General features: G+C 63.0%; 22 protein-coding genes. 8 read left to right on the top strand and 14 right to left on the bottom strand.

All coding sequences use genetic code 11. From position 1 onward, the window contains the following. Positions 1 to 364 precede the first annotated feature (364 nt). The gene (locus PP4_RS06050; RefSeq protein WP_016498346.1) at positions 365 to 1,528 is read left to right on the top strand and encodes an ATP-binding protein; all 1,164 of its coding nucleotides are present in this window, start codon (positions 365 to 367) and stop codon (positions 1,526 to 1,528) included. 25 nt (positions 1,529 to 1,553) lie between these two features. Here PP4_RS06050 and PP4_RS06055 read toward each other — a convergent pair whose 3' ends face one another. Then, a complete protein-coding gene (locus tag PP4_RS06055; protein ID WP_016498347.1) occupies positions 1,554 to 2,171 on the bottom strand; it encodes a LysE family transporter in 618 nt (205 codons plus the stop codon). A gap of 189 nt (positions 2,172 to 2,360) precedes the next feature. Here PP4_RS06055 and PP4_RS06060 point away from each other — a divergent pair, with 189 nt between their 5' ends. After that, positions 2,361 to 2,552: a YhfL family protein gene (locus PP4_RS06060; RefSeq protein WP_003254720.1), complete on the top strand. Its 192-nt coding sequence runs from the start codon at positions 2,361 to 2,363 to the stop codon at positions 2,550 to 2,552. 88 nt (positions 2,553 to 2,640) lie between these two features. On the opposite strand, the gene PP4_RS06065 is transcribed toward PP4_RS06060, so the two are convergent. From PP4_RS06065 to PP4_RS06075, 3 genes are all read right to left on the bottom strand, one after another. After that, entirely contained in the window at positions 2,641 to 5,082 is a 2,442-nt protein-coding gene (locus PP4_RS06065; RefSeq protein ID WP_016498348.1) for a TonB-dependent siderophore receptor, read from the bottom strand. A 258-nt stretch (positions 5,083 to 5,340) separates the two neighbouring features. Beyond that, entirely contained in the window at positions 5,341 to 6,306 is a 966-nt protein-coding gene (locus tag PP4_RS06070) for a FecR domain-containing protein (RefSeq protein WP_016498349.1), read from the bottom strand. A 4-nt stretch (positions 6,307 to 6,310) separates the two neighbouring features. Beyond that, positions 6,311 to 6,841 (bottom strand): sigma-70 family RNA polymerase sigma factor, encoded by a 531-nt coding sequence (locus PP4_RS06075; RefSeq protein WP_041167627.1) that lies wholly within the window; start codon positions 6,839 to 6,841, stop codon positions 6,311 to 6,313. 332 nt (positions 6,842 to 7,173) lie between these two features. Between PP4_RS06075 and mqo the strand changes: the two genes are divergently transcribed. Further along, positions 7,174 to 8,811 (top strand): malate dehydrogenase (quinone), encoded by a 1,638-nt coding sequence (gene mqo / locus PP4_RS06080; protein ID WP_016498351.1) that lies wholly within the window; start codon positions 7,174 to 7,176, stop codon positions 8,809 to 8,811. Between the two features lie 132 nt (positions 8,812 to 8,943). Here the strand turns inward: mqo and PP4_RS06085 are convergent, their stop codons facing one another. After that, positions 8,944 to 9,279 (bottom strand): ArsR/SmtB family transcription factor, encoded by a 336-nt coding sequence (locus PP4_RS06085; RefSeq protein WP_016488623.1) that lies wholly within the window; start codon positions 9,277 to 9,279, stop codon positions 8,944 to 8,946. 49 nt (positions 9,280 to 9,328) lie between these two features. On the opposite strand from PP4_RS06085, the gene xenA reads away from it, so the two are divergent. Both xenA and PP4_RS06095 read left to right on the top strand, forming a co-directional pair. Continuing rightward, positions 9,329 to 10,420 (top strand): xenobiotic reductase XenA, encoded by a 1,092-nt coding sequence (xenA, locus tag PP4_RS06090; RefSeq protein WP_041167628.1) that lies wholly within the window; start codon positions 9,329 to 9,331, stop codon positions 10,418 to 10,420. 303 nt (positions 10,421 to 10,723) lie between these two features. Then, positions 10,724 to 11,719, top strand: coding sequence for an IS110 family RNA-guided transposase (locus tag PP4_RS06095; RefSeq protein ID WP_016497900.1), 996 nt, complete (start codon positions 10,724 to 10,726; stop codon positions 11,717 to 11,719). Positions 11,720 to 11,821: 102 nt separating this feature from the next. Here PP4_RS06095 and PP4_RS06100 read toward each other — a convergent pair whose 3' ends face one another. From PP4_RS06100 to PP4_RS06120, 5 genes are all read right to left on the bottom strand, one after another. Beyond that, positions 11,822 to 13,069, bottom strand: a complete 1,248-nt coding sequence (locus tag PP4_RS06100; protein WP_016498354.1) for an NAD(P)/FAD-dependent oxidoreductase — start codon at positions 13,067 to 13,069, stop codon at positions 11,822 to 11,824. A gap of 2 nt (positions 13,070 to 13,071) precedes the next feature. Then, a complete protein-coding gene (locus PP4_RS06105) occupies positions 13,072 to 14,649 on the bottom strand; it encodes an aldehyde dehydrogenase (NADP(+)) (RefSeq protein ID WP_016498355.1) in 1,578 nt (525 codons plus the stop codon). 151 nt (positions 14,650 to 14,800) lie between these two features. After that, positions 14,801 to 15,748, bottom strand: a complete 948-nt coding sequence (locus PP4_RS06110; protein ID WP_016498356.1) for a dihydrodipicolinate synthase family protein — start codon at positions 15,746 to 15,748, stop codon at positions 14,801 to 14,803. A gap of 41 nt (positions 15,749 to 15,789) precedes the next feature. After that, positions 15,790 to 16,716: a 4-hydroxyproline epimerase gene (locus PP4_RS06115; protein ID WP_016498357.1), complete on the bottom strand. Its 927-nt coding sequence runs from the start codon at positions 16,714 to 16,716 to the stop codon at positions 15,790 to 15,792. 23 nt (positions 16,717 to 16,739) lie between these two features. Then, positions 16,740 to 18,353, bottom strand: a complete 1,614-nt coding sequence (locus PP4_RS06120) for an APC family permease (RefSeq protein ID WP_016498358.1) — start codon at positions 18,351 to 18,353, stop codon at positions 16,740 to 16,742. A 368-nt stretch (positions 18,354 to 18,721) separates the two neighbouring features. Between PP4_RS06120 and PP4_RS06125 the strand changes: the two genes are divergently transcribed. Beyond that, positions 18,722 to 19,504 (top strand): AraC family transcriptional regulator, encoded by a 783-nt coding sequence (locus tag PP4_RS06125; protein WP_016498359.1) that lies wholly within the window; start codon positions 18,722 to 18,724, stop codon positions 19,502 to 19,504. On the opposite strand, the gene PP4_RS06130 is transcribed toward PP4_RS06125, so the two are convergent. Continuing rightward, positions 19,492 to 20,379 (bottom strand): LysR family transcriptional regulator, encoded by an 888-nt coding sequence (locus tag PP4_RS06130; RefSeq protein ID WP_016498360.1) that lies wholly within the window; start codon positions 20,377 to 20,379, stop codon positions 19,492 to 19,494. The two genes, PP4_RS06125 and PP4_RS06130, sit on opposite strands and share 13 nt — an antisense overlap. Positions 20,380 to 20,519: 140 nt before the next feature. On the opposite strand from PP4_RS06130, the gene moaB reads away from it, so the two are divergent. Continuing rightward, positions 20,520 to 21,059 carry a molybdenum cofactor biosynthesis protein B gene (moaB, locus tag PP4_RS06135; protein WP_016498361.1) on the top strand — a complete coding sequence of 180 codons (540 nt, stop codon included), beginning with the start codon at positions 20,520 to 20,522 and terminating at the stop codon, positions 21,057 to 21,059. 68 nt (positions 21,060 to 21,127) lie between these two features. On the opposite strand, the gene PP4_RS06140 is transcribed toward moaB, so the two are convergent. Continuing rightward, the gene (locus PP4_RS06140) at positions 21,128 to 22,027 is read right to left on the bottom strand and encodes a bestrophin family protein (RefSeq protein ID WP_016498362.1); all 900 of its coding nucleotides are present in this window, start codon (positions 22,025 to 22,027) and stop codon (positions 21,128 to 21,130) included. A 20-nt stretch (positions 22,028 to 22,047) separates the two neighbouring features. Continuing rightward, positions 22,048 to 23,052 (bottom strand): GTP 3',8-cyclase MoaA, encoded by a 1,005-nt coding sequence (gene moaA, locus PP4_RS06145; protein WP_016498363.1) that lies wholly within the window; start codon positions 23,050 to 23,052, stop codon positions 22,048 to 22,050. A 336-nt stretch (positions 23,053 to 23,388) separates the two neighbouring features. Here moaA and PP4_RS06150 point away from each other — a divergent pair, with 336 nt between their 5' ends. Next, positions 23,389 to 25,719, top strand: coding sequence for an FdhF/YdeP family oxidoreductase (locus PP4_RS06150; protein WP_016498364.1), 2,331 nt, complete (start codon positions 23,389 to 23,391; stop codon positions 25,717 to 25,719). Positions 25,720 to 25,845: 126 nt separating this feature from the next. On the opposite strand, the gene PP4_RS06155 is transcribed toward PP4_RS06150, so the two are convergent. Further along, on the bottom strand, positions 25,846 to 26,307 hold the full coding sequence (locus PP4_RS06155) for an Lrp/AsnC family transcriptional regulator (protein ID WP_016498365.1): 462 nt from the start codon (positions 26,305 to 26,307) through the stop codon (positions 25,846 to 25,848). Positions 26,308 to 26,311: the final 4 nt, after the last annotated feature.

Genomic DNA, 26,311 nt, shown 5'->3' on the forward strand with positions numbered 1-26,311 from the left:
CAGCTGTACATGGGTTGACAGACCGAGGATCCCGGAGTAACTCGGCGCACACGACGGTGCCCCACGTACAGCCGCCATAAACAGTGCACGTGTGCGGGAAATCGTCGGCCTGTCAAAGCCGGCCGTTGATTTTGCAACGACAAGCCGAGACTAGAGCGCGACCGGATCCGTCGCAACAGTTTGAGCGGGTTGCCAGTATGTTTGGGAAACGCCCTACAAGGAAGGGAATAATTCTGAGTTCAAGCTGTAGGACGGGGGCTGATTTGCAGCGCCGAATGGCAAACGCTACCGAAATCTACTCATAGATAGCGAAAATCGCTAGACTTCGCTATCTATTGCTATAACCGTTCTCTGGAGGCAGCCCATGGACCCGTACCGCAACCCTTTCGCACCCGGCGCCGGCAGCAGACCGCCTGAGCTGGCAGGCCGCGATGTGGTGCTTGAGCACGCGCGCGTTTCGTGTGGGCGGGCTATCAACGGGCGCAGCGCGCGCTCCATGATGCTGCTTGGCTTGAGAGGGACTGGCAAAACGGTGCTCTTGAACGAAGTCGGGAAAATTGCAGAGCACACGGGCTTGCTGGTCTCTAAGGTCGAGTCGCCGGAAGAGGAAAGCCTTGCGCGCCTTCTTTACCCGGAAATGCGCAAGGTCATGCGCTCTCTGTCCACCGTGGAAGCCGCCAAGCAAATTGCAAATCGGGGGCTGAAGGGCCTGCGTGGGTTTGCCTCCATCTTCAAGATCGATATCGCCGGTGTGGAAGTGGGTGTAGAGCCAGAGCCCGGCCTTGCGGACAGTGGCAATCTTCAATACGACCTGCCAGACCTGTTCAACGTTATCGGGCGTGCGGCCCAGGCCGCAGGCAAAGGCTGGATTCTGTTGATCGACGAAGTCCAGTACCTGAGTGAGGCCGATCTTAGGGCCCTGATTGTCTCCATGCACAAAATGTCTCAGGAAGGCCTGCCGGTGCTGCTTGTGGGTGCCGGGCTGCCTCAGGTCGCGCGGTTGGCAGGTGAGGCGAAATCCTATGCAGAGCGGCTGTTCCTGTATCCGGAAATCAATGCACTTGATGCCGATGCTGCTGCCAAGGCCGTGCTCAAGCCGATCCTGGACGAGGAGGCATCCATTGCAGAGGCCGCCTTGCAAGAGATTGTCGTGCGTACCAAGGGCTATCCGTTCTTTTTGCAAGAGTGGGCGTCCACGGCGTGGAACTGTGCCGAGGGGCCAGAGATATCGCTGGATGATGTCGTTCAATCCTACTCGGAAACCCTGGCGTTGCTGGATGCAGGTTTCTTCAGGGTGCGTATCGACCAGTTGACACCCAGCGAAGTGCTTTTCGTCAGAGCCATGTCGCAGCTTGGCGATGGGCCTTATGCGGTAGGTGATATCGCCAAGGCCATGGGCCGAACCCAATCGTCACTTGGCCCTATAAGAGCCAAGGTCATCGCCAAAGGCATGGCCTACAGCACCGATCATGGTGTGCTGGATTTCACCGTACCGCTTTTTGCAGAGTTCATGCGTCGCCAGAGTTGACCCACAAACTGTGCCGCGGCCTTGCTCAGCGCATCGCCGCCAACTTGATACCAAACCCTACCAGACAAGCCCCTGCCAGCCGCTCGAACAGATGACTGATTCGTGGGTTGGCGCGCATGCGTTCAGCCAGCTGATGGGTCAGCACCACGGCAATCAGCCCGTACGCGAAGGTCACCACTGCCACCGTCGCAGCCATGAAACCGAACGTCACTAGCCCCTGGTGCTTCACCGGGTCGACGAACAGCGGGAAAAACGCCATGTAGAACATGATCGCCTTGGGGTTGAGCAGGGTGATCATCATGGTCTGGCGCAGGTACTGGCCGTTGTCCATGCGGCAGGCGTGGGCAGCACCACCGGGCTTGCTCAGGAGCATGCGCAGGCCCAGGTAAGCCAGGTACGCAGCGCCGGCCCATTGCACCATGTGGAAAGCCGTAGGGTAGGTGGCCAGCAGGGTGGCGACGCCCGCTACTGCCAGCCACAGCAGCACCTGGTCACCCACGATCACCCCAAGTGTCGCAGCCAGGCCAGCCTTGATACCGCCCTTGCCGGTGGAGGTGATCAAGGCAAAATTGCCCGGGCCGGGGATGGCCAGCAGAATGATGAAGGCGATGACGAATGCGCCGTAGTCGGTGACGCCGAGCATGGTGAGTTCCTGTTGGGCATGACGAAGGCAATGCCCTGAACTATCGTCGCCAAAGGCGCGCTTTTCAACCTGTTGTTGCACAATTGCAACGAACTTGTGCCAGGTACGACTTGGATCCAATGGGTGGAGTCTGTATCATCCCGCGGCCATCAGAAGATGGCCGAAGATGATTCATTTAAAGGACTTTGTATGAAAAAGCTGTTCAAGGCCACCGTAGCCGTTGCTGTTGTCTCGGGTGTTGCCCTGCTGTCGGGTTGCACTGGCCAAGTTTACAACCAACCGAAAAACTGCACTTACGACTACCTGTTCCACCCTTCGGTTTCCATCTCCAAGATCATCGGTGGCTGCGGCCCGATCGATAAACTGCCTCAGCAGCAGTAATCTTGGCGGTACCCTGATCGCGACGCTTGCGACGTGATCCAAGGCCCCCGGTCATGTAAATGGCCGGGGGCTTTTGTTTGTGGGCCACTTACCAGCGCAGCGACACGGTTCCCAGCAGTGTGCGCTCTTCACCCCAGTAGCAACGGCCGGCGTTGTTGCAGCCTGCCACATACTCTTTGTCGAACAGGTTGCGGGCGTTGACTTCTACCGACCAGTTTTCGTCGATTTCATAGCCCACCTTGGCATCCACCAGCGTCACGTCACCGGTGTCCAGCTTGCCGTACAGGCTTGCCGGGGTATAGGCGAAGGTACTGTCGAAGTGGCGCACGCCGCCACCGATCTGCAAGCCTTTGAGCAGGCCGTCACGGAAGTGATATGTGCTCCACACCGACGCCTGGTTGCGTGGCACGCCGGTCATCTGGTGGTCTTCATACAGCGACCCGGCCACGTCCTTGGTAATGCGCGAATCGGTGTAGGTGTAGGCGGCGGTGAGGTTGAGGTTTTCGCTCAGATCGCTGTTAAGTTCCAGCTCCACGCCCTTGGCCCGGCTGGCACCGATCTGGCGATAGTCACCCACGGCGGAATCGAACAGCACATCGTCCTTCTTGCGCAGGTCGTACACCGATGCGGTGAAGGCGGTGTTCCAGCCTTTGGGCTCGTACTTGATACCCACTTCGTACTGCTCGCTGGTAGTCGGGTCCAGCGGGCCGCTCTTGCTTTCGGTCTGCTGGGTCGGGGCAAAGGCGGTGGAGTAGCTGAAGTACGGCGACAGGCCGTTTTCAAACTGGTACATCACCCCGGTCTGCCAGGTGAACTTGCTGTCCCAACTGTTCATGTCGGCTTGTGCGTTAAGGGTGCCGGCTTTGTTGCGGAACCGGCTGTTGACCCGGTCCAGTCGCCCGCCCAACAGCAGCACCCAGTTGTCCACCTTGGTTTGCAGCTGGCTGTAGAGGCCGTACATGGTCTGATCGAGCAAGGCGTTCTGCACATGCAGGGGCGTGCTTGGCTTGCCGTTCCAGACCGGGTTGAACACATTGATGGTGCCGCCATTGCCCGCGTCCCAATCCTGGTTGAACGACGTGCGGTCCAGGCTTGCTCCGATCAGGAAGGTATGGTCGAACGCGCCGCTGGTGAAGTGGCCTTCGAACTGGTTGTCCAGCGAGTAGGCGATGGACTTGTTGTAGCGGTCGTAGGCCGTGTTGCTCAGGGTGGTGCCGAAGCCGCCGTTGTTCAGGCTGCCTGGCCACGTTTCCTGGCGGTCGATGCGCGACTGCATGTAGCGCGAGTTCTGGCGGAACTGCCAGGTGTCGTTGAAGCGGTGGCTGAACTCGTAGCCCAGGCTCCAGGTTTCCCGTTCGAAGTTGTCCCAGTCCGGGTTGCCGGACAACTGGTCCTTGTCGATCTTGCCGTTGGGGTTGCGCAGCAGGGTGCCAGCGGCCGGGTAACCAAGCTCCATCAAGGTGCGGTCGCGCTGGTAGGTGGCCAGCAGGGTCAGGCTGTTGAAGTCGTCGAAGTTCAACGTCAGCGATGGCGCGATGTACATGCGGTCATCGGGCTGATGGTCGACCTGGGTGTCGGACTTGCGGCCCATCATCACCAGGCGGCCGAGGATATTGCCCTCATCGGTCAGTGGGCCGGAAACGTCGACGCCCAACTGGCGGCGGTTATGCGAGCCGTAGCTCAGTTGCACTTCGCCGCGCGCTTCGGCAGTAGGCCGCTTGCTGACCAGGTTGACCACGCCACCCGGGGCGTTTTCGCCATACAGGATCGAAGTGGGGCCGCGGAACACTTCCACCCGCTCCAGGCCGTAGGGTTCGCTGCTGGTATCGTAGCGGTTGCCCTGCACCCGCAGGCCATCGCGCAGCAGGCCATAGCCATAGTCGGTGGCGTTGAAGCCACGGATGAAGAACAGGTCACCCGCTTGGCCATCCCCGCCGGCAAACGGCGGAGAGAAAATGCCTGGGACATAGCCCAGCACCTCGGTAAGGGTTTGCGATTGCTGGTCGTCCATGCGCTGGCGGGTGACCACCGAGACCGAGCGCGGGGTGTCGGCCAGGGCGCTGCTGGTTTTGCTGGCGGTGGCACTGGCGACGGCACGGTAGCCGCTATCGCCCTGGCCGTTGCTGGCGACCAGGGTAGCGGCGTTGATCGACGTGGCATCCAGTTGCAGGGCGGTGCCATCGGCAAGCGGTTGCAGCACATAACCCGCGCTGCCTTGGGGCACGGCTTGCAGGCCGCTGCCCTGTAGTAGCCGGGCCAGGCCTTGGGCGACGCTGAAGCGGCCTTGCAGCCCCAGGCTGGTCTTGCCGGCGGCCAGTTCGTTGCTGCCGGCCAGGTAGATACCGGCCTGGCTGCTGAACTGGTTGAGTGCGCTGGTGAGCGAGCCGGGCGCGATGTTGAAGCGGGTTTCGGCGTTGGTTGCCTGTTCAGCGTGGGCCAGGGTTGCCGGTAACATCAGTGGCGCGGCGGCAAAAAGCGAAAGTGGCGCGGCAAGCGCCAGGCGGAACGCGGGGTGGAAGGGCGTCGGCATGCTGGTCTCTGGGATCGAAAGGGTGAGTTGGGAGGGCTATGCCGGGTTAACCGAACGAGATTGGAAAAAGGGAACCGGGTTGGAAGATTTTTTGACCGGCTCCAACGAATTTGCCAGCACCGGCACAGCTGGATCCAAATACCGTGTCGCCTGCTTCGCGGGCTTGCCCGCTCCCACAGGTACTACGCAAGCTGCGGGTTCACACTGCACCTGTGGGAGCGGGCATGCCCGCGAAAAATCCAGCGCGATGTAGCGATATCAAACCGGCTCGACTGTGACCCACCACGGCGTCAGCCGCTGCACCCGCACCGGCAACGCCGCTTGCAACAAGGCCAGTGCGCGGTCGGTATCGTTGAGCGGGAAGGCGCCCATCACCGACAGTTTGCCGACATCCGGGTGCCAACCCAGGTGCCCGTGGCGATAGCGCCCCAGCGTTTGCAGCAAATGCGCCAATGGCATGTCTTCGGCATTGAGACGTTGATAAATCCACGACTCGCCCGCGCTTTGCGCCGGGCGGGCGTTGCTGATGCCCCGGGCGCTGAAGTCCACTTGCTGGCCCGCCGCCACGATGCAGCGCTCACCGCTTTGAGCCGTGCACACCTCCACGGCGCCCGCGTACACATCCAGCCTGGTGCGCTCCCCCTGCTGGCACACCGCAAAGCGCGTGCCCAGCGCCTGCATGCGCCCTTGCGCTGTGTCGACGAAGAAGGGGCGGCGCGGGTCGTGGGCGGTTTCCACCAGCAGCTCGCCAAAGCGCAGCTTCAGTACCCGGCTGAGTGTGGAGAATTCCAGGTCCACAGCACTTTGCGCCCCCAGCCATAACTGGCTGCCATCGGCCAGGCGGGTTTTGCGGATTTCACCGATGCCGGTGGCCATGTCGGCATCCCAGCCCGACAGCGGGGCACCGTGCCACGCCCGCCAGCCAAGCAGCGAGCTGGCGCCAAGCACCAGCAGCGACTTGAGCCCGGTGCGCCGGCTGAAGCGCCGCGCGTCGTGCTCACGCAGTGCCCGGCCCGCGGCGGCGCCTTCGGCTTGCAATGGGGCAAAACGCTGGCCGACCCGTTGAACATAGTGCCAGGCCGCCTGATGGTCGCCGTGCTGGTCAAACCAGTGTTGCCACTGCGTGTGCAACTGCGGTGCGGCGTTTTCGTCCTGCAACTGCACGTACCAGTGCGCGGCCTGCTGCAGGCTGGCGTGGCTGAGTTTTTGCGCGGGCGCGGTCATGGCGTCACTCCACCAGCAAGCCGTCGAGTTCGGCTTCAAGAATGGCGCAATGCAGAAACGCCTGGGCCAGGTATTTCTTGATCATGCGTTCGCTCACGCCAATGTGCGCGGCGATATCGGGGTAGGCCAGGCCATCGATCTGCGCCAGCAGGAATGCCTGGCGCACCTTGCTCGGCAAACGCAGCAGCATGGCGTCCACCTCGTGCAGGGTCTCGACAATGATCGCGCGCTGTTCGGGGGAGGGCTGCAGTGCCTCGGGCTGCAAGGCCAATTGCTGCAACCAGGCCTGTTCAAGCTTTTGCCGGCGCCAGTGGTCCACGCACAGGCCGCGGGCAATGGTCGCCAGGTACGAGCGCTCGCCGCGTGCACCGTCGAACTGCCTTGGGCGGTTGAGGATGCGCACGAAGGTGTCCTGCACAAGGTCCGCGGCATCGCAGCGGCTGCCCAGGCGGCGGTACAGAAAGCCGAGCAACCAGCGCGAGTGGCTGTGGTACAGGGTATGGAGCGAGGTGTTCAGCTCTGGGATCGAAACCACGGCGGCATCCGGCGCGAGCGCATAATGGTGCGAATGAGAAATGATCGCAATAGTAGGGGCGCCGAGAGAATACTGCAATCATTGCAAAGTTTGCGGGTATACCCTGGGACAACCCGTCACCTTGACGCGAGGACCGGCAATTTGTTTGCGCTGGCATTTCGGATACAATCAGAAAAACGATTCAGCCCTGTCGGTCAATTCGACAAAAGGCCGAGTCGTTTTCTGGTTCTCTGGCTGCCGAACAATGATCAACAACAAGCCTGCGCTGAAGAACACGGAACACCTGGGCCAGCCACAGGCCCTCCCTCCGTTCTCCTGACTGGAATAGATCAATGTTCAAGAAAGCTGGCAAGACCTTGCTGGGTCTGGCTGTCGCTGCGAGCTTCATGCAAGCGCACGCCGCAGAAACCAAAAAAGTAGACGTGCTGCTGGTTGGCGGCGGCATCATGAGCTCCACCCTGGCTGTGTGGTTGCACGAGCTGGAGCCAAGCTGGTCGATGGAAATGGTCGAGCGCCTGGACGGCGTGGCTGAAGAAAGCTCCAACGGCTGGAACAACGCCGGTACCGGCCACTCCGCGCTGGCCGAGCTGAACTACACCCCGGAAGACAAAGACGGCAACGTCAATATCTCCAAGGCCATCGAAATCAACGAAGCCTTCCAGATCTCCCGTCAGTTCTGGGCCTGGCAGGTTCGCCAGGGCGTGCTGAAGAACCCGCACTCGTTCATCAACACCACTCCGCACATGAGCTTCGTGTGGGGCGATGACAACATCAAGTTCCTGAAAAAGCGTTACGACGCGCTGCAGGCCAGCCCGCTGTTCCGCCCGATGCAGTACTCCGAGGACCACGCGCAGATCGCCAAGTGGGTCCCGTTGATGATGGAAGGGCGCGACCCGAACCAGAAGCTGGCCGTGACCTGGACGCCAATCGGCACCGACGTCAACTTCGGCGAGATCACCCGCCAGATGGTCGGCCACCTGAAGACCCAGGACAAGTTCGACCTGAAGCTGTCCAGCGAAGTGCAGGACATCACCCGCAACAAGGACGGCTCCTGGCACGTCGAGTACAAGAACCTGAAGGACGGTACCGAATCGGCTACCGATGCCAAGTTCCTGTTCATCGGTGCCGGCGGCGGCGCACTGAAGCTGCTGCAGAAGTCGGGCATTCCTGAAGCCAAGGAATACGCAGGCTTCCCGGTGGGTGGCTCGTTCCTGGTGACCGAGAATCCGACCATTGCCATGCAGCACATGGCCAAGGCCTACGGCATTGCCTCGACTGGCGCGCCACCCATGTCGGTACCGCACCTGGACACCCGCGTGCTGGACGGCAAGCGCGTGATCCTGTTTGGCCCATTTGCCACCTTCTCGACCAAGTTCCTGAAGAACGGCTCGTACCTGGACCTGCTGAGCAGCACCACCACCCACAACGTGTGGCCGATGACCAAGGTCGGTATCGAGCAGTACCCGCTGGTGGAGTACCTCGCTGGCCAGCTGATGCTGTCTGACGATGACCGCTTCGAAGCCCTGCGCACCTACTTCCCGAATGCCAAGAAGGAAGACTGGCGCCTGTGGCAGGCCGGCCAGCGTGTGCAGATCATCAAGCGTGATGCCGAGAAGGGCGGCGTGCTGAAGCTGGGCACCGAAGTGGTCGCGTCCGAAGACCGTACCATTGCCGGCCTGCTGGGGGCATCGCCGGGTGCTTCGACTGCTGCGCCGATCATGCTGACCGTGCTGGAAACCGTATTCAAGGAAAAGGTCGCTACCCCAGAGTGGCAGGCCAAGATCAAGCAGATCGTGCCGAGCTACGGCACCAAGCTGAACGATTCGGCGGCGGCCACCCAGAAAGAGTGGAACTATACCGCTGAAGTACTGCAGCTGGAGAAACCGCCAGTGATCGACGCCAGCGTCGATTTCGGTGGCGCGGCCAGCGAGCCGGTTGAAAGCAAGCCTGAGAACGACATGGCGCTGTAATCGGCCATTGTCGTGAAAGAAGCCACGGGGGAAACCTCGTGGTTTTTTTTTGCCTGTTCGGGCCTTTGAGCGGCGGTTCGACGTATTGATGGGCCCACGGGCTCATCACTACCCCCGGGGCCTGCGGCAAAATCATCTTTGGCGCAGGATGCACTCCAGCAGCCCGGGAAACCGCTCGCCCAGCATTTCACTGCGCAATGAATTCATATGGGTCGTCCCCACATTGCGGGTATGCACCAACCCCGCATCACGTAGCACGCGGAAGTGGTGCGACATGCTCGACTTGGGCCGCCCCCCGTCCAGCTCGCCACAGCTGGCCTCGGCAACGCCGGCCAGGTGGCGGACGATTTCCAGGCGCACGGGGTCGCTGAGCGCATAGAGCAGGCGTTCAAGGATCAGGTCTTCAGCGTTGGGATGTTTATAGGCTCGCATGGCCGACATGATAACGGGGGTTTCACTAATTGCCATAGTTCGATTATGATCGAACAACAGTATTCAGATGAACCCGGAGTTTCCCATGTCCGCCCTGTTCGAGCCCTATACCCTCAAAGACGTCACCCTGCGTAACCGCATCGCCATTCCGCCAATGTGCCAATACATGGCTGAAGACGGCATGATCAACGACTGGCACCACGTGCACTACGCCGGCCTGGCCCGTGGTGGTGCCGGTCTGCTGGTGGTGGAGGCCACGGCGGTGGCACCGGAAGGTCGCATCACCCCCGGTTGTGCCGGTATCTGGAGCGATGCCCACGCCCAGGCGTTCGTACCTGTGGTACAGGCCATCAAGGCTGCAGGTTCGGTGCCGGGCATCCAGATCGCCCACGCCGGTCGCAAGGCCAGCGCCAACCGCCCGTGGGAGGGTGACGACCACATTGCCGCCGACGACGCGCGCGGCTGGGAAACCATCGCCCCGTCTGCCATTGCCTTTGGCGCGAACCTGCCGAAAGTGCCACGCGAAATGACCCTGGACGACATTGCCCGGGTCAAGCAGGACTTCGTCGATGCCGCCCGCCGTGCGCGTGATGCCGGCTTCGAATGGATCGAACTGCACTTTGCCCACGGCTACCTGGGCCAGAGCTTCTTCTCCGAGCACACCAACAAGCGGACCGATGCCTACGGTGGCAGCTTCGACAACCGCAGCCGCTTCCTGCTGGAAACCCTGGCTGCGGTGCGTGAAGTGTGGCCAGAGAACCTGCCGCTGACCGCGCGCTTTGGTGTGCTGGAATACGATGGCCGCGACGAGCAGACCCTGGAAGAGTCGATCGAACTGGCGCGCCGCTTCAAGGCTGGCGGCCTTGACCTGCTGAGCGTAAGTGTCGGTTTCACCATTCCCGAGACCAACATCCCGTGGGGCCCGGCGTTCATGGGGCCGATTGCCGAGCGTGTGCGCCGCGAGGCGAAGCTGCCGGTGACTTCGGCGTGGGGCTTTGGCACACCGCAGCTGGCTGAGGCCGCGTTGCAGGCAAACCAGCTGGACCTGGTTTCGGTAGGGCGTGCGCACCTGGCCGACCCGCACTGGGCGTACTTTGCGGCCAAGGAACTGGGGGTGGAGAAAGCCTCCTGGACCTTGCCGGCGCCGTATGCGCACTGGCTTGAGCGCTATCGCTGAGAAGCCTGGGGCTGCTGCGCAGCCCATTCGCCGGCAAGCCAGCTCCTTGTATGTTGTGCCTAGCCTGATGAGAGAGGTTATTCTCGTCAGGCTATAGAAGCACTTCCGGGGAGGCCGATCGCTCCTGAAGGCAGGGTTTGCCCCTGACCTTGTCTGTAGAGAGGCCCCCCGCCTCATTGCCCACTACGAAGAGTATCGAGAAGCCGACAAGTCGGACTTCGCATTACAAGGTTGCAGCGGCATGAAGTTCGAGGTCGGGGAACCGGAGGCCATTGTTACCTAACTCGCTTGGGAGTGGGAAGAATGAATGTCTGTGTGGGCCTGGATATTGGTTCTCGTACGTCGATCGTTGGGGTGCGTAAAGATGGGCGTCCCGCTGGACAGTGGGATATCGCTCAGACCCCTGCGGGTCGTAAGGCAGCGGTGAAAAAGCTGCAGGCGCTCAAGCCCAAGTCGATCGTGATGGAGGCGACCGGAATCTATTACCTGGACCTGGCCCTTGAGCTGCATGCTGCCGACCTTCCTGTTTCGGTGATCAACCCCAAGAGCTTCCATAATTTCGCCAAGCTGATGCTGGTGAACAGTAAAACTGACTCGATAGATGCTCAGTTGCTGTCCGAGTACGGTGAACGTATGACACCGCGCTTGTGGACACCGCCAAGCTCCGTACAGCTTGAGCTGAGGGCTCTTGGCCGGCACATCAATCGTCTGGTCGGGCACCGCACCAGGGCGAAGAATGAACTGCATGCATTGCAGGCGACCGCTACGACCGTGTCGATGCTGATCGAAGATCAAGAGGAAGCGATTGCCACTTTGGACAATCGCATTGAGCGTTTCCGCAAGGCCGGACGTGAGTTGATCGCTCAGTGTCCGACGCTTAACCGGCAGTACAAGCAGTTACTAGCGGGCCCGGGAATGGGAGAAGTCTCGGCACTTGCTGCCTTGGCTGAGCTGACCACCCTTCCTCAAATGCTCAAGTCCTCTCAGGTCGCTCGTCATGCTGGTCTAGATGTTCGACAGACACAGTCGGGGACAAGCATTGATAAACCTGGTCGGCTCGGCAAAAGCGGGAATGCCTATTTACGGGCAGCCATGTACATGCCTGCGTTGACGGCGGTGCGCTGCGATCCTTACGCGAAGGCCTTTTATGAATCGCTGGTCAGCAGGGGGAAGAAAAAAATGCAAGCGATCGCCGCTGTCATGCGCAAGTACCTGACGGGCATATGGGCATGCATGCGCGGCGATGAACCATTTGATACGGCCAAGCTTTTCAGCTCTGAACACCTTAGAAAAGCTTGACCGCCAACAGAGTATCTACAGGATCATCACAGGCTTCAAGCCCTGTGCAATACCTGTGGGAGCTGGCTTGCCGGCGAATGGGCCGCACAGCGGCCCCCGAATCTAGAACCGATCCAACCGGTAGGCTCCCATCTCAGGCCTAGCGGCCCGCTCAGCCAACCGCCCCACCCATTCCGCCGTCACCGCCGCCTGGGTCAACCCCAGGTGCTGATGCCCAAACGCCAACAGCACCCGCCCATCACACACCCTGTCGATCACCGGCAGCGAGTCCGGTAACGAAGGCCGGAAGCCCATCCACGGCGTCGCCCCTTCGACGCTCAAGTCTTGCCGGAACAACCCCTTGCTCAACCGGTGCAACTGCCATGCCCGTTGCATGCTTGGCGGTGCCTCCAGCCCGGCGAACTCCACCGTGCCGGCCAGGCGCAAGCCTTCGGCCATGGGCGTCATGATGAACTTGCGCTCCAGCGAAGTGACTGCAAACGGCAGGCGCTGGTGCTCACCCGGCAACATCAGGTGGTAACCGCGTTCTGTGTCCAGCGGTACCCGCTTGCCCGTCAGCGCGGCGGTCAGTTTCGCAGAATGGGCACCACAGCTGATCAGCACCTGGCGGGCATTGAGCGTGCCTTGGTCGCTGGCCAGGCTCACGCCCGCGCTGTGCAATTGCCCGCCATCGACCTGCGCCTGAACAAAGCGCACGCCGCTGGCCTTGGCCGCTTCGAACAGTTCGCACACAACCCGGTAAGGGTCGATGAAGTGCCCGGTGCGCGGAAAGAACAACCCGCCCAGCAGTGACGGGCTCAGTTGCGGCGCTGCCTCGCGCACGGTTTCGGCCGACCAGACGTCCACCGGCACCGCCTGCTGTTGCATGCGGGTGCGCAACGCCTCCAGTGCCTGGCGTGACTCAGGCTTCTCGAACACCAGCAACGAACCATCCTCCTGGAACAGGTCGCTGCGCCCGATCGAGCCCAGCAGGCGCTGCCATGCACCCAGGCTGCCTTCGTTCAGCGTGCGGATGCCGGCCACACTGCGCTGGAACGGGGCCGGGCGCAGGTTGAGCAGCAGGCGGGTGAACCAGGGCATGGCCGTGGGCAGGTACTTCCAGTCCAGGCGCAGTGGGCCCATCGGGTCCAGCAGCATGCGCGGCAAGCGCTTGAGGATCGACAGGTCGGCAATCGGGAACACCTGCTCGGTGGCCAGGTGCCCGGCGTTGCCATAGGACGCCCCATGGCCGGGTGCCTGGCGGTCGACCAATAGCACCCGGAGGCCCTGGCGGGCCAGTTGCAGGGCACAGGCAACGCCGACAATCCCGGCGCCCACCACGGCGATATCGGCTTCAGGGTTTTCGACCATGCTCAGCCTTCCCGTTTGCCGTCGAGCAGGCGCCGCAGTTGCAGCGGGTTGCCGTGCTGCAAGGCCTGCGGCAGAAGGGCATTGGGGAAGTCCTGGTAGCACACCGGCCGCAGGAAGCGCAGGATCGCCGCCGTGCCCACCGAGGTCGTACGGGCATCGGAGGTGGCCGGGAACGGCCCGCCATGGACCATGGCATCGCACACCTCGACGCCGGTCGGCCAGCCATTGACCAGAATGCGCCCAGCCTTGCGTTCAAGGGTCGGCAGCAGCGCACGGGCGCGGTCGATGTCGGCATCGTCCAGTTGCAGGGTAGCGGTCAACTGGCCTTCCAGGTGCTCGGCCACTTGGTGTACCTGTTCATCGCTGGCACACGCCACCACCAGCGACGCCGCGCCAAACACTTCAGCTTGCAACGCCGGGTCGGCGAGGAAGGCTTCGGCTTGGGTGACGAACAATTGCGCCTGGCATTGGTTGGGGCCTTGCCCGGCCTGCCCGCTGGCCGCAGCCTGGGCATTGGCGTTTCCTGCCAAGCCACCGACACCGGCCTGGTAGGCACTGAAGATGCCCGGGGTGAGCATGGTTTGCGCAGCGGCCTGGCGCACGTGCTCGCTGGCAGCGTCGATAAACCGCTGTAAAGCCGGCCCTTGGGGGGCAATCACCAGCCCGGGGTTGGTGCAGAACTGGCCGGCACCTTGGGTCAACGAGGCGACGAAGCCTTGCGCCAGCGCTTCGGCACGGGCCTGCAGGGCCGCCTCGAACAGGAACACCGGGTTGATCGAACTCATTTCGGCGTACACCGGGATCGGCTCTGGGCGGGCCTGGGTCGCCTGGCACAGCGCGATACCACCGCTGCGTGAGCCGGTAAAGCCAACGGCCTTGATGCGCGGGTCGCTGACCAGCGCGATGCCGACTTCACGGCCGGAGCCGTATAACAGCGAGAATACGCCGGCCGGCAAGCCGCACAGCTTCACCGCTTGCGCCACCGCCTGGCCGACCAGTTCGCTGGTGCCCGGGTGGGCGCTGTGGGCCTTGACCACCACTGGGCAGCCAGCCGCCAATGCCGATGCGGTGTCGCCACCGGCCACCGAGAAGGCCAGCGGGAAATTGCTGGCGCCGAACACGGCTACCGGCCCCAGGGCCACCTGGCGCTGGCGCAGGTCGGCGCGCGGCAAGGGCTGGCGTTCTGGCTGGGCGTTGTCGACCCGCACATCCAGCCATTCACCGGCCCGCACTACCCGGGCGAAGGTGCGTAGCTGGGTACAGGTGCGGCCACGCTCGCCCTGGATACGCGCCTTGGGCAGACCGCTTTCGGCCACGGCGCGGTCGATCAGGGCATCGCCCAGCGCTTCGATCTGGGTGGCGATGGTTTCGAGGAATTGTGCCCGTTGTTCGAGCGTGGTTTCGCGGTAGCCATCGAACGCCGCCCAGGCCAGGGCGCAGGCTTGGGCCACGTGTTCGCCGGTGCCGCCCAGGTAGGCCGGTTCCAGTGGCTGGCCGGTGGCCGGGTCGATGGCGCGGATGGCTTCGCGGCTGCCGGTTACCGGCGTCTGGCCGATCAGCATGTAGCCGGTGAGGGTCATGTAGCCTCCTTGGAAATCTAATGCATATGCATGGGGGCACTACGAACCCTGTGGGAGCGGGCGTGCCCGCGAATCAGGCAACTCGGTACCTGACACCGGCTGCGCCGGTGTTCGCGGGCACGCCCGCTCCCACAGGGAAAGCAGTGGCTGCTTAGGCGATGTTCTGCTCGGCCGACCAGCTGGCGTACCAGTTGCGGAACAGCGCGTACTGCTGTTCGGCATAGTTGCGCTGGGCATCGGTCAGCACGTCGGTTTCGTTGAAGTGCAGGCTGTACTCGCTGTCGCCGTTCAGCACCATCAGGTGCTTGTAGTACAGCACCAGGTCGCAGCCTTCATCGAACGACGACAGCACCGCCAGCGCCGCTTCCAGCTCGCGCGCCAGGCGGCGGGCCTTGGCGTCGCCCTTGGCCGCCTGCTTGCTCAGACTCACCAGGTGCAGCACCTCGCGGGGCAGGGCGTTGCCGATACCGGTGATGGCACCGGTGGCGTTGCAGTTGACGAAGCCATGCACCACCTGGGTGTCCACGCCGACCATCAGGGTCACGTCGTCATCCTTGGAGGTGATGTGTTCGGCGGCGTAACGCAGGTCGGCGCCACCACCGAATTCCTTGAAGCCGATCAGGTTGGGGAATTCGCGGCGCAGCTCGAAAAACAGGTCGGCGCGCGTGGCAAAACCGTAGTAGGGGCTGTTGTAGATCACCGCTGGCAGCTTGGGCGCCGCCGCGAGGATGGCCGAGAAGTGGTGTTTCTGGGCGATCAGCGAAGCACCGCGGCTGAGCACGCGAGGGATGACCATCAGGCCGGCGGCGCCCACTTCGGCGGCGTGGGCGGCATGCGCTACCGCTTCACGGGTGTTTACCGCGCCGGTGCCGACAATGGTCGGGATGCCGGCGGCCACCAGGCGCGCCACGCCTTCCTGGCGCTCGGCTTCGGTCAGCAGCGGCCAGTCGCCCATCGAGCCGCAATACACCACAGCGCTCATGCCGGCCTCGATCAGTTCACGGCCCTTGCGCACCAGGGCGTCGAAGTCCGGCTTGCGTTCGGCGGTGCACGGGGTCATCAGGGCGGGCATGGTGCCGGTGAAGATGTTGTTGGTCATTGTTGTCACTCCTCGCAGTATTCAGTCGGAAAAAGGCGGGGTCAGATGCCCCAGGCGAACGGGTCCTGTTCGTCGATCAGCAGGGTGCTGTCGGCGGTCATGTAGGCGCGGCCGGTGATGAACGGGCGAATGTGCTCGCCGTCGCGCTCGTAGCGGCCATGGAACTGGCTGCCGGTGATACTGGCCTGTACCCAGGTCTGGCCTTCGGCAAGCTTGCCGTCGGCGGCCAGGCAGGCCAGCTTGGCGCTGGTGCCGGTGCCGCAGGGCGAGCGGTCGTAGGCCTTGCCGGGGCACATCACGAAGTTGCGGCTGTCGGCGTTGGCGTCGTCGGCAAACAGCTCGACGTGGTCGATAAGCGCGCAGTTTTCACCGGTGATGCCCTGGGCTTCCAGGGCTTTGAGCATGGCCCAGGTGTACTCGGTCAGCGCCTCACGGTTGGCCAGCTCGATACGCTGGCCGTGTTCGGAAACCAGGAAGAACCAGTTGCCGCCCCAGGCGATGTCGCCATGCACCACGCCATGGCCGGGCACGTCCACCGCCACCTGTTGGCGGTAGCGGTAGGAGGGCACGTTGCCGACGGTGATGGCGCCGTCTTCATGCAGGGTGGCGCTGACCTGGCCGACCGGGGTGTCGATCTTGTGCACACCCGGTGCGATCAGGCCCAGGTGCTGCAACGAGGCTACCAGGCCGATGGTGCCGTGGCCGCACATGTTCAGGTAGCCGGCGTTGTTGAAGAAGATCACCCCGCAGGTAGCGTCGGCCGACACCGGTGGGCAATACAGCGCGCCGACCAGCACATCGTTGCCGCGTGGCTCCAGCAGGCAGGCACGGCGCCATGGGTCGTGCAGCTCGCGCAGTTCGTCGCGCTGTTCGGCCATGCTGCGGCCGCGCAGTTGCGGGAAGCCCTTCATCACCAGGCGGGTTGGTTCGCCGCCAGTGTGGGAGTCGATGACGTGTATCTGTTTCATGGGCTTGTCCCTTGCGTAAAAGATCAGGAAGCGACGGCGGCAGGGCGGCGGGTATAGGTTTCTGCGGCGGCTTCGCTTTCGTCTTCACCTTCCAGGCGCACCAGGTGGGCAGGCACGCCAGTCGCGGCGCCCCAGTAGTAGATGCCCAGCGCGCAGGCGGCCACAGCCACGGTGTCGAACGGGTGGCCGAGCACACCCAGGCCGCCGAAGCTGCCCAACCACGACAGCAGGATGGTCACCGCGTAGAAGCCGATCAGCCATGCCGACGAGCGTACTTGCTGGGCCAGCGACAGGTGTTGGGTGGGTACGAAACGGCTGCACAGCAGGTACAGCACGAACATCACGATTTGCAGGGCCAGCAGCCACGACACGGTGTTCCAGCCCGACCAGTACACGATCAGCGCGGCGATGATGAACGACAGCGGGCCGAGCACGGCCATGCCCTTGACCCGGAACGGGCGCGGCATGTCTGGTGCATTGCGGCGCAGGGCGGCGACGGTGACCGGGGCGACGGCGTAGCTCAGTACCAGGGCAGCCGATACCACGTTGATCAGCGCTTCCCACGAGGGGAACGGCAGGGTCCAGAACACCGACAGGCCAAACGTCAGCCACAGGGCCGGGCGCGGGATGCCGGATTCTGCATCGATGCGGGTGAAGTACTTGAAGAAGGTGCCGGTTTGCGCCCAGCCGTAGATCACCCGCGGGGTGGCGTTCATGTAGATGTTGCCGCAGCCACTGGGCGAGATCACGGCGTCGGCCACCACCAGGTAGGCCAGCCAGCCCACACCCAGGGCCAGGGCGATGTCACGGTAGGGCAGGGCCAGTTCCTTGGTCACGCTGGCCCAGCCGTTGGCCAGCATTTCGGTGGGCACGCTGCCGAGGAAGGCCAGTTGCAGCAGGGCGTAGATCGCGGTGGACAGCAGCACCGACAAAATCAGTGCGATAGGGATGGTGCGCTGTGGGTTCTTCACCTCGCTGGCCACTGAAATGATCGGCGTCAGGCCCAGGTAGGCGAAGATGATGCCGCCTGCCGACACGGCCATTTCCACCCCGGACAGGCCGAACGGTGCAAAGCCCTGGACCTCGAAGTTTTCTGGCTTGAAGAAGGTGAACAGCACGCCGATTACCAGCAGCGGCACGATGAACTTGAACACGCTGACCAGGTTGTTGGCCTTGGCGAAGGTTTTCACGCTGCGGTAGTTGAGGAAGAAGAACAGCCCCAGCAGGGCGAACTGCACCAGCCAGCCGAGCACGGTCGGGTCGCTGGAGCCGGCCTTGGTCAGCCCGGGGAACCAGGCGGCGGCATATTGGCGTGAGGCGACCACTTCGATGGCGATCAGGCTGGAAAAGGCGATCAGGGTGATGAAACCCATCAGGTAGCCGAGCAGTGGGCCGTGCGAGTAAACCGGGTAGCGCACCACGCCACCGGCACGCGGCAAGGCGGCGCCCAGCTCGCAGTAGACGATGCCCAGCAGCAGTACGGCGAACCCGCCGAGGAACCAGGAGAGGATGCCGGCCGGGCCGGCGATGGCCGACACGTGGCTGGCGGCGAACAGCCAGCCGGAGCCGAAAATGGCCCCTAGGCCGATGAAGGTGAGGTCCAGCAGTGATAGCTGTTTTTTGAATTTGCCTGACATGGGTTCGCCTTTTTGTTGGTTATTGGATAGGCAGGTCTGATGTCACGAGATGCGGCTTTTTGGGCCGCGCTCTTGTAGGACTTGGGCGGCTTGCGTGGGGCATAGAGTGAACCGGTCGGGGCGACGGTTCTTGATGGTTTTCTGCAGGGGGGATGACGAAATCGGCACAGTTGCAAAAAAAGCTGGTGGCCAGGGTGGGCTGGTAGATAGGCTGTAGGCCATACCGGATAAGGGTTTGAGAGATGCAGCGCCAGTGCTGGCCTCTTCGCAGCACAAGGCTGCTCCTACAAGGACCGCATGGCTATCAAGACCTGTAGGAGCAGCCTTGTGCTGCGAAGAGGCCCGCCCAGCAAACCGAGATAGAGAAGATGACCAACACCCCCCTGGCAACCCTCTACCAGTCCCTCGACCAGCACCGCCCCGCCACCCTCGAGGCCCTGCTTGCCGGTGTGTCGCTGCTGCTGCCGATCCTCGACGCCATCCCCAACGCCGCCATCTTCATCAAGGACCCGGCTGCCCGCTATGTGCTGGCCAACAACACCCTGGTCCAGCGCTGTGGCCTCAAGCGCCTGCAACCGTTGCTGGGCAAGACCAGCGCCGAGGTGTTCCCGGCACAGCTCGGCCCCGGCTACACCGAACAGGACCGCCGGGTGCTCAAGGAAGGGATGGTGCTGGAGGACCAACTGGAACTGCACCTGTACGGCAGCCGTGAACCCGGCTGGTGCCTGACCCACAAGCGCCCGCTGTACAACCAGGCGGGCGAGATCATCGGCCTGGTCGGCATTTCGGTCGACCTGCAATCAGCCGCCGACAGCCACCCCGCCTATCAGCGGCTGGCCGCCGTGGACGAGCACATTCGCCAGCACTTTCACCAGCCGATCAGCATGGGCGAGCTGACCCGCATCGCCGGTATTTCCGTGGCCCAGCTGGAGCGCTACTGCAAGCGGGTGTTCCACCTCACGCCCCGGCAGATGATCCACAAGGCACGCCTGGAACACGCCCACCGCCTGTTGCATTCGGACCTGCCCATCACGGACGTGGCGATGTGCTGCGGCTACACCGACCACAGCGCCTTCAGCCGCCAGTTCAAGCAACTGACCGGCTTTACCCCGCGCCAGTACCGCCAGGCAACCAGCGATCAGGTGGCTTGAAACAGTGCCCGCGCCTCGGCGAAGCACTGTTCGGCAATCGCCGAGCGCGGCTCGCTGCGGCGTAACAGCAGGCCGACCGGGCTGTGGATGGCGGCGTCGGCCACCGGCACGATGCGCAGGTGCTCGCTGAGGTCTTCCAGGCCGCAGTCCAGCGGCATTATCGCGCAGCACATGCCAGTGTTGATGGCCTGGATCAGCTGGAAGGTCGAGTCGCTTTCCAGCACCGCATTCGGCTCCAGGCCGCGGCTGCGGAAGCTCAGGTCCAGAGACTGGCGGTAGTGCATGCCTTTGCTCAGCAGGCCCAGTGGTATGTCGCTGAGTGCATCCCAGCGCAGCGGGTCGCTGGCGAACTGGAAGTGCCGGGTGTCGTGCAGCAGGCCCATGGTGGTGGTGCCCAGTTCGATCACTTCAAAGAAGCTGGTGTTGACCTGGTCCAGGTAGCAGATACCCAGGTCGAGCTGGTTGCGGCTGAGCCCGTCGATGACCTGTTCCGAGCTCAGCGAGCTGAGCTGAAAGTGCAGTTCGGGGAATTTTTCGCGCAGCGGCAGCAGCAGGTGCATGGGGTTGAAGCTGGCCAGCGGCACGGTGCCCAGGCGCAGGCTGCCGACCACCTGGCCGCGGCAGCTGGCAGCCTCGGCCTGCAGGCCGTCGTGGGCGGCGAGCAGGGTGCGGGCCCAGGCCAGGATGCGCTCGCCGGCTTCGGTAAAACCTTCGAAGCGCTGGCCACGCTTGACCAGCACCAGCTCCAGTTCGTCCTCCAGGTTGCGCAGGCGCATGGACAGCGTCGGCTGGGTGATATGGCACAACGCCGCCGCCTGGCCGAAATGGCGGGTCTGGTCGAGGGCGATGAGGAACTTGAGCTGCTTGATGTCCATGAAAGTGCCTGGCGTCTGGTTATGCAGACCTTAACCCACGTCTGCGATAGATGTCATTGATCGCCCGGTACGCCATATTGATTGGACGCCCTCGGGCCGTGCCTCTAGCGTGGCGACAATGCCATTCAAGGAGCTTTACCGTGCGCGTCCAACCCGATGCAGTCTTCATACCGCTGAACATCGCCGTGCTGACCGTCAGCGACACCCGTACCTACGACAACGATACCTCTGGCGAGCTGCTGGCCAGCCGTTCGGTAGAGATCGGCCACCGGCTGGTGGCGCGGGCGCTGCTCAAGGACGACCTGTACAAGATCCGCGCCCAGGTGGCGACCTGGATTGCCGATGAGCAGGTGCAGGTGGTGCTGATTACGGGCGGCACCGGCTTTACCGGGCGAGACAGCACGCCGGAGGCAGTCGAGTGCCTGCTGGACAAACGCATCGACGGTTTTGGTGAGCTGTTCCGGGCGTTGTCGATTCTGGATATCGGCACCTCGACCGTGCAGAGCCGGGCGTTGGCAGGTTTGTCGAACCACACGTTGGTGTGCTGCCTGCCGGGCTCTACCGGGGCCTGTCGTACGGCATGGGAAGGGATTCTGGCCGAGCAGCTGGATGCCCGCCATCGGCCGTGCAACTTCGTCAAACACCTGTTGCCGATCGAGGCCTGCGCAAGCCGGGGCTGAACTGGGTCCTGTACCGGCCCTTTCGCGGGTAAACCCGCGAAAGGGCCAGCACAGGAGGGCGCATTTGCTCAGCTCAACACATATCCGACCGGCAACAACGCTGGCGGCAACTGCTGCTCCCCCAACCCCGCCAGCACATCCCGCTCCACAGTCCGCACCATGGCATCGGTCGGCAAATCATTCTCATCGCGCCCGAATGGGTCTTCTAGCTCGTTGCCAATCGCATCCAGCCCGAAGAACGTGTACCCCACGATGGTGGTGAACAGCGGCGCCAGCCAGCCCAGCGGCTCGGCCAGGGCAAACGGCAGCAGAATGCAGAAGATGTAGATGGTACGGTGCAGCAGCAGCGTATAGGGGAACGGCAAGGGTGTACCCTTGATCCGCTCACAGGTGGCCTGCACTTCGGTCAACCCTACCAGCCGCTGCTCCAGCAAACTGTAGCGCCAGTCACTGATCTGCTGTTGCTCTGCCAGCCTTGAGCAATGCTGGCCAATTTCGCGCAGGATGCCATCGCACACGTTGTGCGGGCTGATCGCCTCTGGCCGGGCGAGCCATGGCCGGGCAGCCGCCAGTTCGTCCTCACCGCGCAGCCGCGCATTCAATGCATGGGCAAAACCGCACAGGCTACGCAGCAGTTGGTTACGCAGTTTTTCATCTGTAATCACCACGCTTTCACGCACGAACGAGCGGGTTTCGATGATCAGCTTGCCCCAAGCTTTGCGGCCCTCCCACCAGCGGTCATAGCAGGCGTTGTTGCGAAAGCTCATGAAGATCGACAGCGACAGGCCCAGCAAGGTGAACGGCGTGGCACTCACCGGGTAGAAAAACGCCGGGTAATGGCGCTCGATCAGCACGATCAGCGCGGCCAGCAGGGTCACCATCAGGCAGCGCAGGGCAATGCGCTTGACGATCGAACCCTTGAGGGTGAACAGCACGCGCAGCACATCTGGGGTTGGGTGGACGATCATGGATTTCCAGAGACGGCCGCTTAGCCGCCGGTCATGTTCATGAAGCGCAGGATCTGCACGTCGCCACCGACTTCGAAGTGATGACGGTAGGGCTTGAGGTGCAGCGAATCGCGGATGGCCTTTTCCAGGCGTTCGGCATTGCCAGGGTGCGCGCGCAGCACATGCTTCAAGTCCACCGAATGTTCATTGCCCAGGCACAGCAGCAGGCGGCCTTCGACCGTCAGGCGCACGCGGTTGCAGGTGGCGCAGAAATTGTGGCTGTGCGGCGATATGAAGCCGACTCGGGTGTTCGCGGTTTCGGCCAGCCGCCAGTAGCGGGCCGGGCCCTGTGAGGATTCGGTGGATTCGATCAGGGTGAACTGCTCGGCCAGGCGCTCACGTACTTCATCACTGGAGCAGAACGACTCGCCGCGTTCGTGCTCGCTGATCACCCCAAGCGGCATTTCTTCGATGAAGGTGATGTCCAGTTCGCGATCAATGGCGAAGCGCACCAGGTCGACCAGTTCATGGTCGTTGCGGCCCTTGAGCACCACGCAGTTGAGCTTGGTGCGCTTGAACCCGGCCTTGCGTGCGGCGTCGATACCGGCGATGACCTGATGCAGGTCGCCGGTGCGGGTCAGCTGCTGGAAGCGGTCGGTGTCCAGGCTGTCGAGGCTGATGTTCAGGCGCGTCACGCCGGCATCGAACAGCGGCTGGGCCAGGCGCCCGAGTTGTGAGCCGTTGCTGGTCATGCACAGTTCACGCAAGCCGGGCAGGGCGGCAATGCGCCCGCACAACTCGACGATGCCCTGGCGTACCAATGGCTCGCCGCCGGTCAGGCGGATCTTGCGGGTGCCCAGGGCGACGAAGCGCTCGGCCACCTGGAACAGTTCTTCGAGGCTGAGGATTTGCTGGCGCGGCAGAAACTGCATGTCTTCTGCCATGCAGTACACGCAACGGAAGTCACAGCGGTCGGTGACCGACATCCGCAGGTAGTCGATTTTCCGGTTGAAGCCGTCGATCAGGGCCCGGCTGTTCTGTTCCACGTTCGCGCTCGAATGGGTTGGGACACAACTCCAAGCTATAACCTGGCCGCAGGTGCGTCAAATTGCTTTGTCCGACTGCTTGATCGACGGCCTCTATCATGGCATTCCCAAGCCTGCACCGAGTCGCCTCGTTCGCGGGCATGCCCGCTCCCACAGGTACATCACAGGGCTGAGGTGCAAGGTAATCCTGTGGGAGCGGGCGTGCCCGCGAATACTGCAACCCCATTCCCGCCCATGATCGAAACCGCTTATCACACCGTAAGATCTTTCGATTAGACGCCCCTGCCTCACGCTCAATAGGCTGGAAAAAAGCATCGAAGCGTGAGGATTCATCGCATGAGCCAGGACGAACACATCAGGGACTACAAGGGCGCCGCCGCTGGCTGGGGGGCGCTCAAGAGCGTCACCAAAAGCTGGCTGGGCAGCGAAAATGCCTTCAAGAACCTGCGGGCCATGCTCAAGACCAACCAGAACGGCGGCTTCGACTGCCCCGGCTGTGCCTGGGGCGAGTCGCCGGAAAGCGATATGGTCAAGTTCTGCGAAAACGGCGCCAAGGCGGTTAACTGGGAAGCCACCGGCCGCTCGGTCGACCCGGCCTTCTTCGCCAAATACAGCGTCAGCGCGCTGAAGGACCAGACCGACTATTGGCTCGAATACCAAGGCCGCCTCACGCACCCGATGCGCTACGACGCTGCCACCGATCACTATGTCGAAACCACCTGGCAGGAGGCCTTCGAGCTGGTCGCCACGCACCTGCGTGCGCTGCAGTCGCCCGATGAGGCCGAGTTCTACACCTCGGGCCGGGCCAGCAACGAGGCGGCGTTCCTGTACCAGCTGTTCGTGCGCGCTTACGGCACCAACAACTTCCCCGATTGCTCGAACATGTGCCACGAAGCCAGCGGCGCCGGCATGTCGGAAACCCTCGGGGTGGGCAAGGGCACCGTGGTGTTTCACGACCTGGAGCTGGCCGACGCCATCTTTGTCATCGGCCAGAACCCCGGCACCAACCACCCACGCATGCTCGAACCGCTGCGTGAGGCGGTCAAGCGCGGGGCCCAGGTGGTGTGCTTCAACCCGCTCAAAGAGCGTGGCCTGGAGCGCTTCCAGCACCCGCAGCACCCGTTCGAAATGCTCAGCAACGGCTCCGAGCCGACGTCCAGCGCCTACTTCCGCCCGGCCTTGGGTGGTGACATGGCGGCCATGCGTGGCATTGCCAAATTCCTCTTGCAGTGGGAGCGCGAAGCCCAGGCCAAGGGCGAGCCGGCGGTGTTCGACCATGCTTTCATTGCCGAGCACACCAGCGGCGTCGATGACTACCTGGCAGCGGTGGACGCCACCTCGTGGGAACACATCGTCAAACAGTCGGGTCTGACCCTGGCCGAGATCGAGCTGGCCGCACGCATGTACCGCAAGGCCGAGCGGGTGATCATGTGCTGGGCCATGGGCGTCACCCAGCACCGCCATTCGGTGCCGACCGTGCAGGAAATCGTCAACCTGCAGCTGCTGCGCGGCAACGTCGGCAAGCCCGGCGCCGGCCTGTCGCCGGTGCGCGGCCACAGCAACGTGCAGGGCGACCGCACCATGGGCATCGACGAGAAGCCCAAGGCCGCGCTGCTCGACGCCATCGAAAAACGCTTCCAGTTCCGCGTGCCTCGGGCCCACGGGCACAACGCGGTGCTGGCGATCAAGGCCATGGAAGAGGGCCGGGCCAAGGTGTTCATCGCCCTGGGCGGCAACTTCGCCCAAGCCACCCCGGACACCCCGCGCACCCACGCGGCCCTGCAGAACTGCGCGTTGACCGTGCAGATTTCCACCAAGCTCAACCGCTCGCACCTGGTGACAGGCCGCGATGCGCTGATCCTGCCGTGCCTGGGCCGTACCGAAATCGACCTGCAGGCCGAAGGGCCGCAAGGCGTGACCGTGGAGGACACCTTCAGCATGGTGCACATCTCCAACGGCCAGTTGCGCCCGCGTTCGCCGCACATGCGCTCCGAACCGTGGATCGTCGCCGGCATGGCCAAGGCCACGCTGGGCAATCAGCCGATCGACTGGGAGTATGCGGTGGCCGACTACAACCGCATTCGTGACATGATCGCCGACGTGATCCCGGGTTTCACCGGCTTCAACCAACGCCTGCATAGCCCGGGCGGTTTCCACCTGGGCAACAATGCCGCCGATCGCAACTTCCGCACGGCCACGGGCAAGGCCCGCTTCATGCCCCACGCACTGCCGGAAGAGTTGGTCAACGCCAAGGTACTGGCGCGGGGTGACAAGCCCGACCTGATCCTGCAGACGCTGCGCTCGCATGACCAGTACAACACCACCCTGTATGGCCTGGATGACCGCTACCGCGGGGTGTTCGGCCTGCGTGAAGTGGTGTTCGTCAACGAGGCCGACATCCGCCGCCTGGGCTTCGAGCCGGGTGAGCAGGTGGACCTGGTGTCCCTGTGGGAGGATGGCGTGGAGCGGCGGGTGTCGGGGTTCCGCCTGGTGGCGTATGACGTGCCTGAGGGGCAGGCGGCGGCGTATTACCCGGAGACCAACCCACTGGTGCCGCTGGAAAGTTATGGCGAGGGGACCTACACCCCGACCTCGAAATTTGTGGCCATCAAGGTCGAGAAAGCCAAGGCGGGGAACCGCATTGCGGCGGTGTTGGCTTCGGATTGACAGGTTGCCTGCAAGGGCCCTATCGCCTGCAAGCCAGCTCCCACAGGGACCGCACAGATTTCAGAACCTGGGATAAACCTGTGGGAGCTGGCTTGCCGGCGATAGGGCCGGTGCAGCCATACAGAATCAGGAACGATGCACCGGGTAAGCGGTGGTGTACTTCATCTGCTCCATGGCGAAACTGGAGGTGATGTTCGACAGCCCATCGGTACGGGTAATCAGCTTTTTGTAGAACCGGTCATACGCCGCAATATCCCCCACCACCACCCGCAGCATGTAATCCCAGTCCCCCGACATGCGGTAAAACTCCATCACTTCCTCGAACCCGGTCACGGTCGCGGCAAACTGCTCCAGCCAGGCGCTGTCGTGGCGCTGGGTCTTGAGCTGGACGAACACCGTCAGCCCCAGCCCTAGCCGTTCGGGGTCCAGCAGGGCGACACGGCCAAGTATGTAGCCTTCTTCTTCCAGGCGCTTGACCCGCTTCCAGCACGGCGTGGTGGACAGGTTGACGGCCTCGGCCAGGTCCTTGAGCGAGATCGAGGCATCGCGCTGTAGCAGGGTAAGAATGTGCTGGTCGAAACTGTCCATATCG

This window comes from Pseudomonas putida NBRC 14164 (assembly GCF_000412675.1).
In the GTDB taxonomy this organism is placed as follows: Bacteria; Pseudomonadota; Gammaproteobacteria; order Pseudomonadales; family Pseudomonadaceae; genus Aquipseudomonas; species Aquipseudomonas putida.

What these genes read in the sequence shown, in the direction of transcription:
- PP4_RS06050 (WP_016498346.1), top strand. Translation starts at nt 365, where the DNA reads ATGGACCCGTACCGCAACCCTTTCGCACCCGGCGCCGGCAGCAGACCG.
- PP4_RS06055 (WP_016498347.1), bottom strand. Translation starts at nt 2,171, where the DNA reads ATGCTCGGCGTCACCGACTACGGCGCATTCGTCATCGCCTTCATCATT.
- PP4_RS06060 (WP_003254720.1), top strand. Translation starts at nt 2,361, where the DNA reads ATGAAAAAGCTGTTCAAGGCCACCGTAGCCGTTGCTGTTGTCTCGGGT.
- PP4_RS06065 (WP_016498348.1), bottom strand. Translation starts at nt 5,082, where the DNA reads ATGCCGACGCCCTTCCACCCCGCGTTCCGCCTGGCGCTTGCCGCGCCA.
- PP4_RS06070 (WP_016498349.1), bottom strand. Translation starts at nt 6,306, where the DNA reads ATGACCGCGCCCGCGCAAAAACTCAGCCACGCCAGCCTGCAGCAGGCC.
- mqo (WP_016498351.1), top strand. Translation starts at nt 7,174, where the DNA reads ATGTTCAAGAAAGCTGGCAAGACCTTGCTGGGTCTGGCTGTCGCTGCG.
- PP4_RS06085 (WP_016488623.1), bottom strand. Translation starts at nt 9,279, where the DNA reads ATGGCAATTAGTGAAACCCCCGTTATCATGTCGGCCATGCGAGCCTAT.
- xenA (WP_041167628.1), top strand. Translation starts at nt 9,329, where the DNA reads ATGTCCGCCCTGTTCGAGCCCTATACCCTCAAAGACGTCACCCTGCGT.
- PP4_RS06095 (WP_016497900.1), top strand. Translation starts at nt 10,724, where the DNA reads ATGAATGTCTGTGTGGGCCTGGATATTGGTTCTCGTACGTCGATCGTT.
- PP4_RS06100 (WP_016498354.1), bottom strand. Translation starts at nt 13,069, where the DNA reads ATGGTCGAAAACCCTGAAGCCGATATCGCCGTGGTGGGCGCCGGGATT.
- PP4_RS06105 (WP_016498355.1), bottom strand. Translation starts at nt 14,649, where the DNA reads ATGACCCTCACCGGCTACATGCTGATCGGCCAGACGCCGGTAACCGGC.
- PP4_RS06110 (WP_016498356.1), bottom strand. Translation starts at nt 15,748, where the DNA reads ATGACCAACAACATCTTCACCGGCACCATGCCCGCCCTGATGACCCCG.
- PP4_RS06115 (WP_016498357.1), bottom strand. Translation starts at nt 16,716, where the DNA reads ATGAAACAGATACACGTCATCGACTCCCACACTGGCGGCGAACCAACC.
- PP4_RS06120 (WP_016498358.1), bottom strand. Translation starts at nt 18,353, where the DNA reads ATGTCAGGCAAATTCAAAAAACAGCTATCACTGCTGGACCTCACCTTC.
- PP4_RS06125 (WP_016498359.1), top strand. Translation starts at nt 18,722, where the DNA reads ATGACCAACACCCCCCTGGCAACCCTCTACCAGTCCCTCGACCAGCAC.
- PP4_RS06130 (WP_016498360.1), bottom strand. Translation starts at nt 20,379, where the DNA reads ATGGACATCAAGCAGCTCAAGTTCCTCATCGCCCTCGACCAGACCCGC.
- PP4_RS06140 (WP_016498362.1), bottom strand. Translation starts at nt 22,027, where the DNA reads ATGATCGTCCACCCAACCCCAGATGTGCTGCGCGTGCTGTTCACCCTC.
- PP4_RS06150 (WP_016498364.1), top strand. Translation starts at nt 23,389, where the DNA reads ATGAGCCAGGACGAACACATCAGGGACTACAAGGGCGCCGCCGCTGGC.
- PP4_RS06155 (WP_016498365.1), bottom strand. Translation starts at nt 26,307, where the DNA reads ATGGACAGTTTCGACCAGCACATTCTTACCCTGCTACAGCGCGATGCC.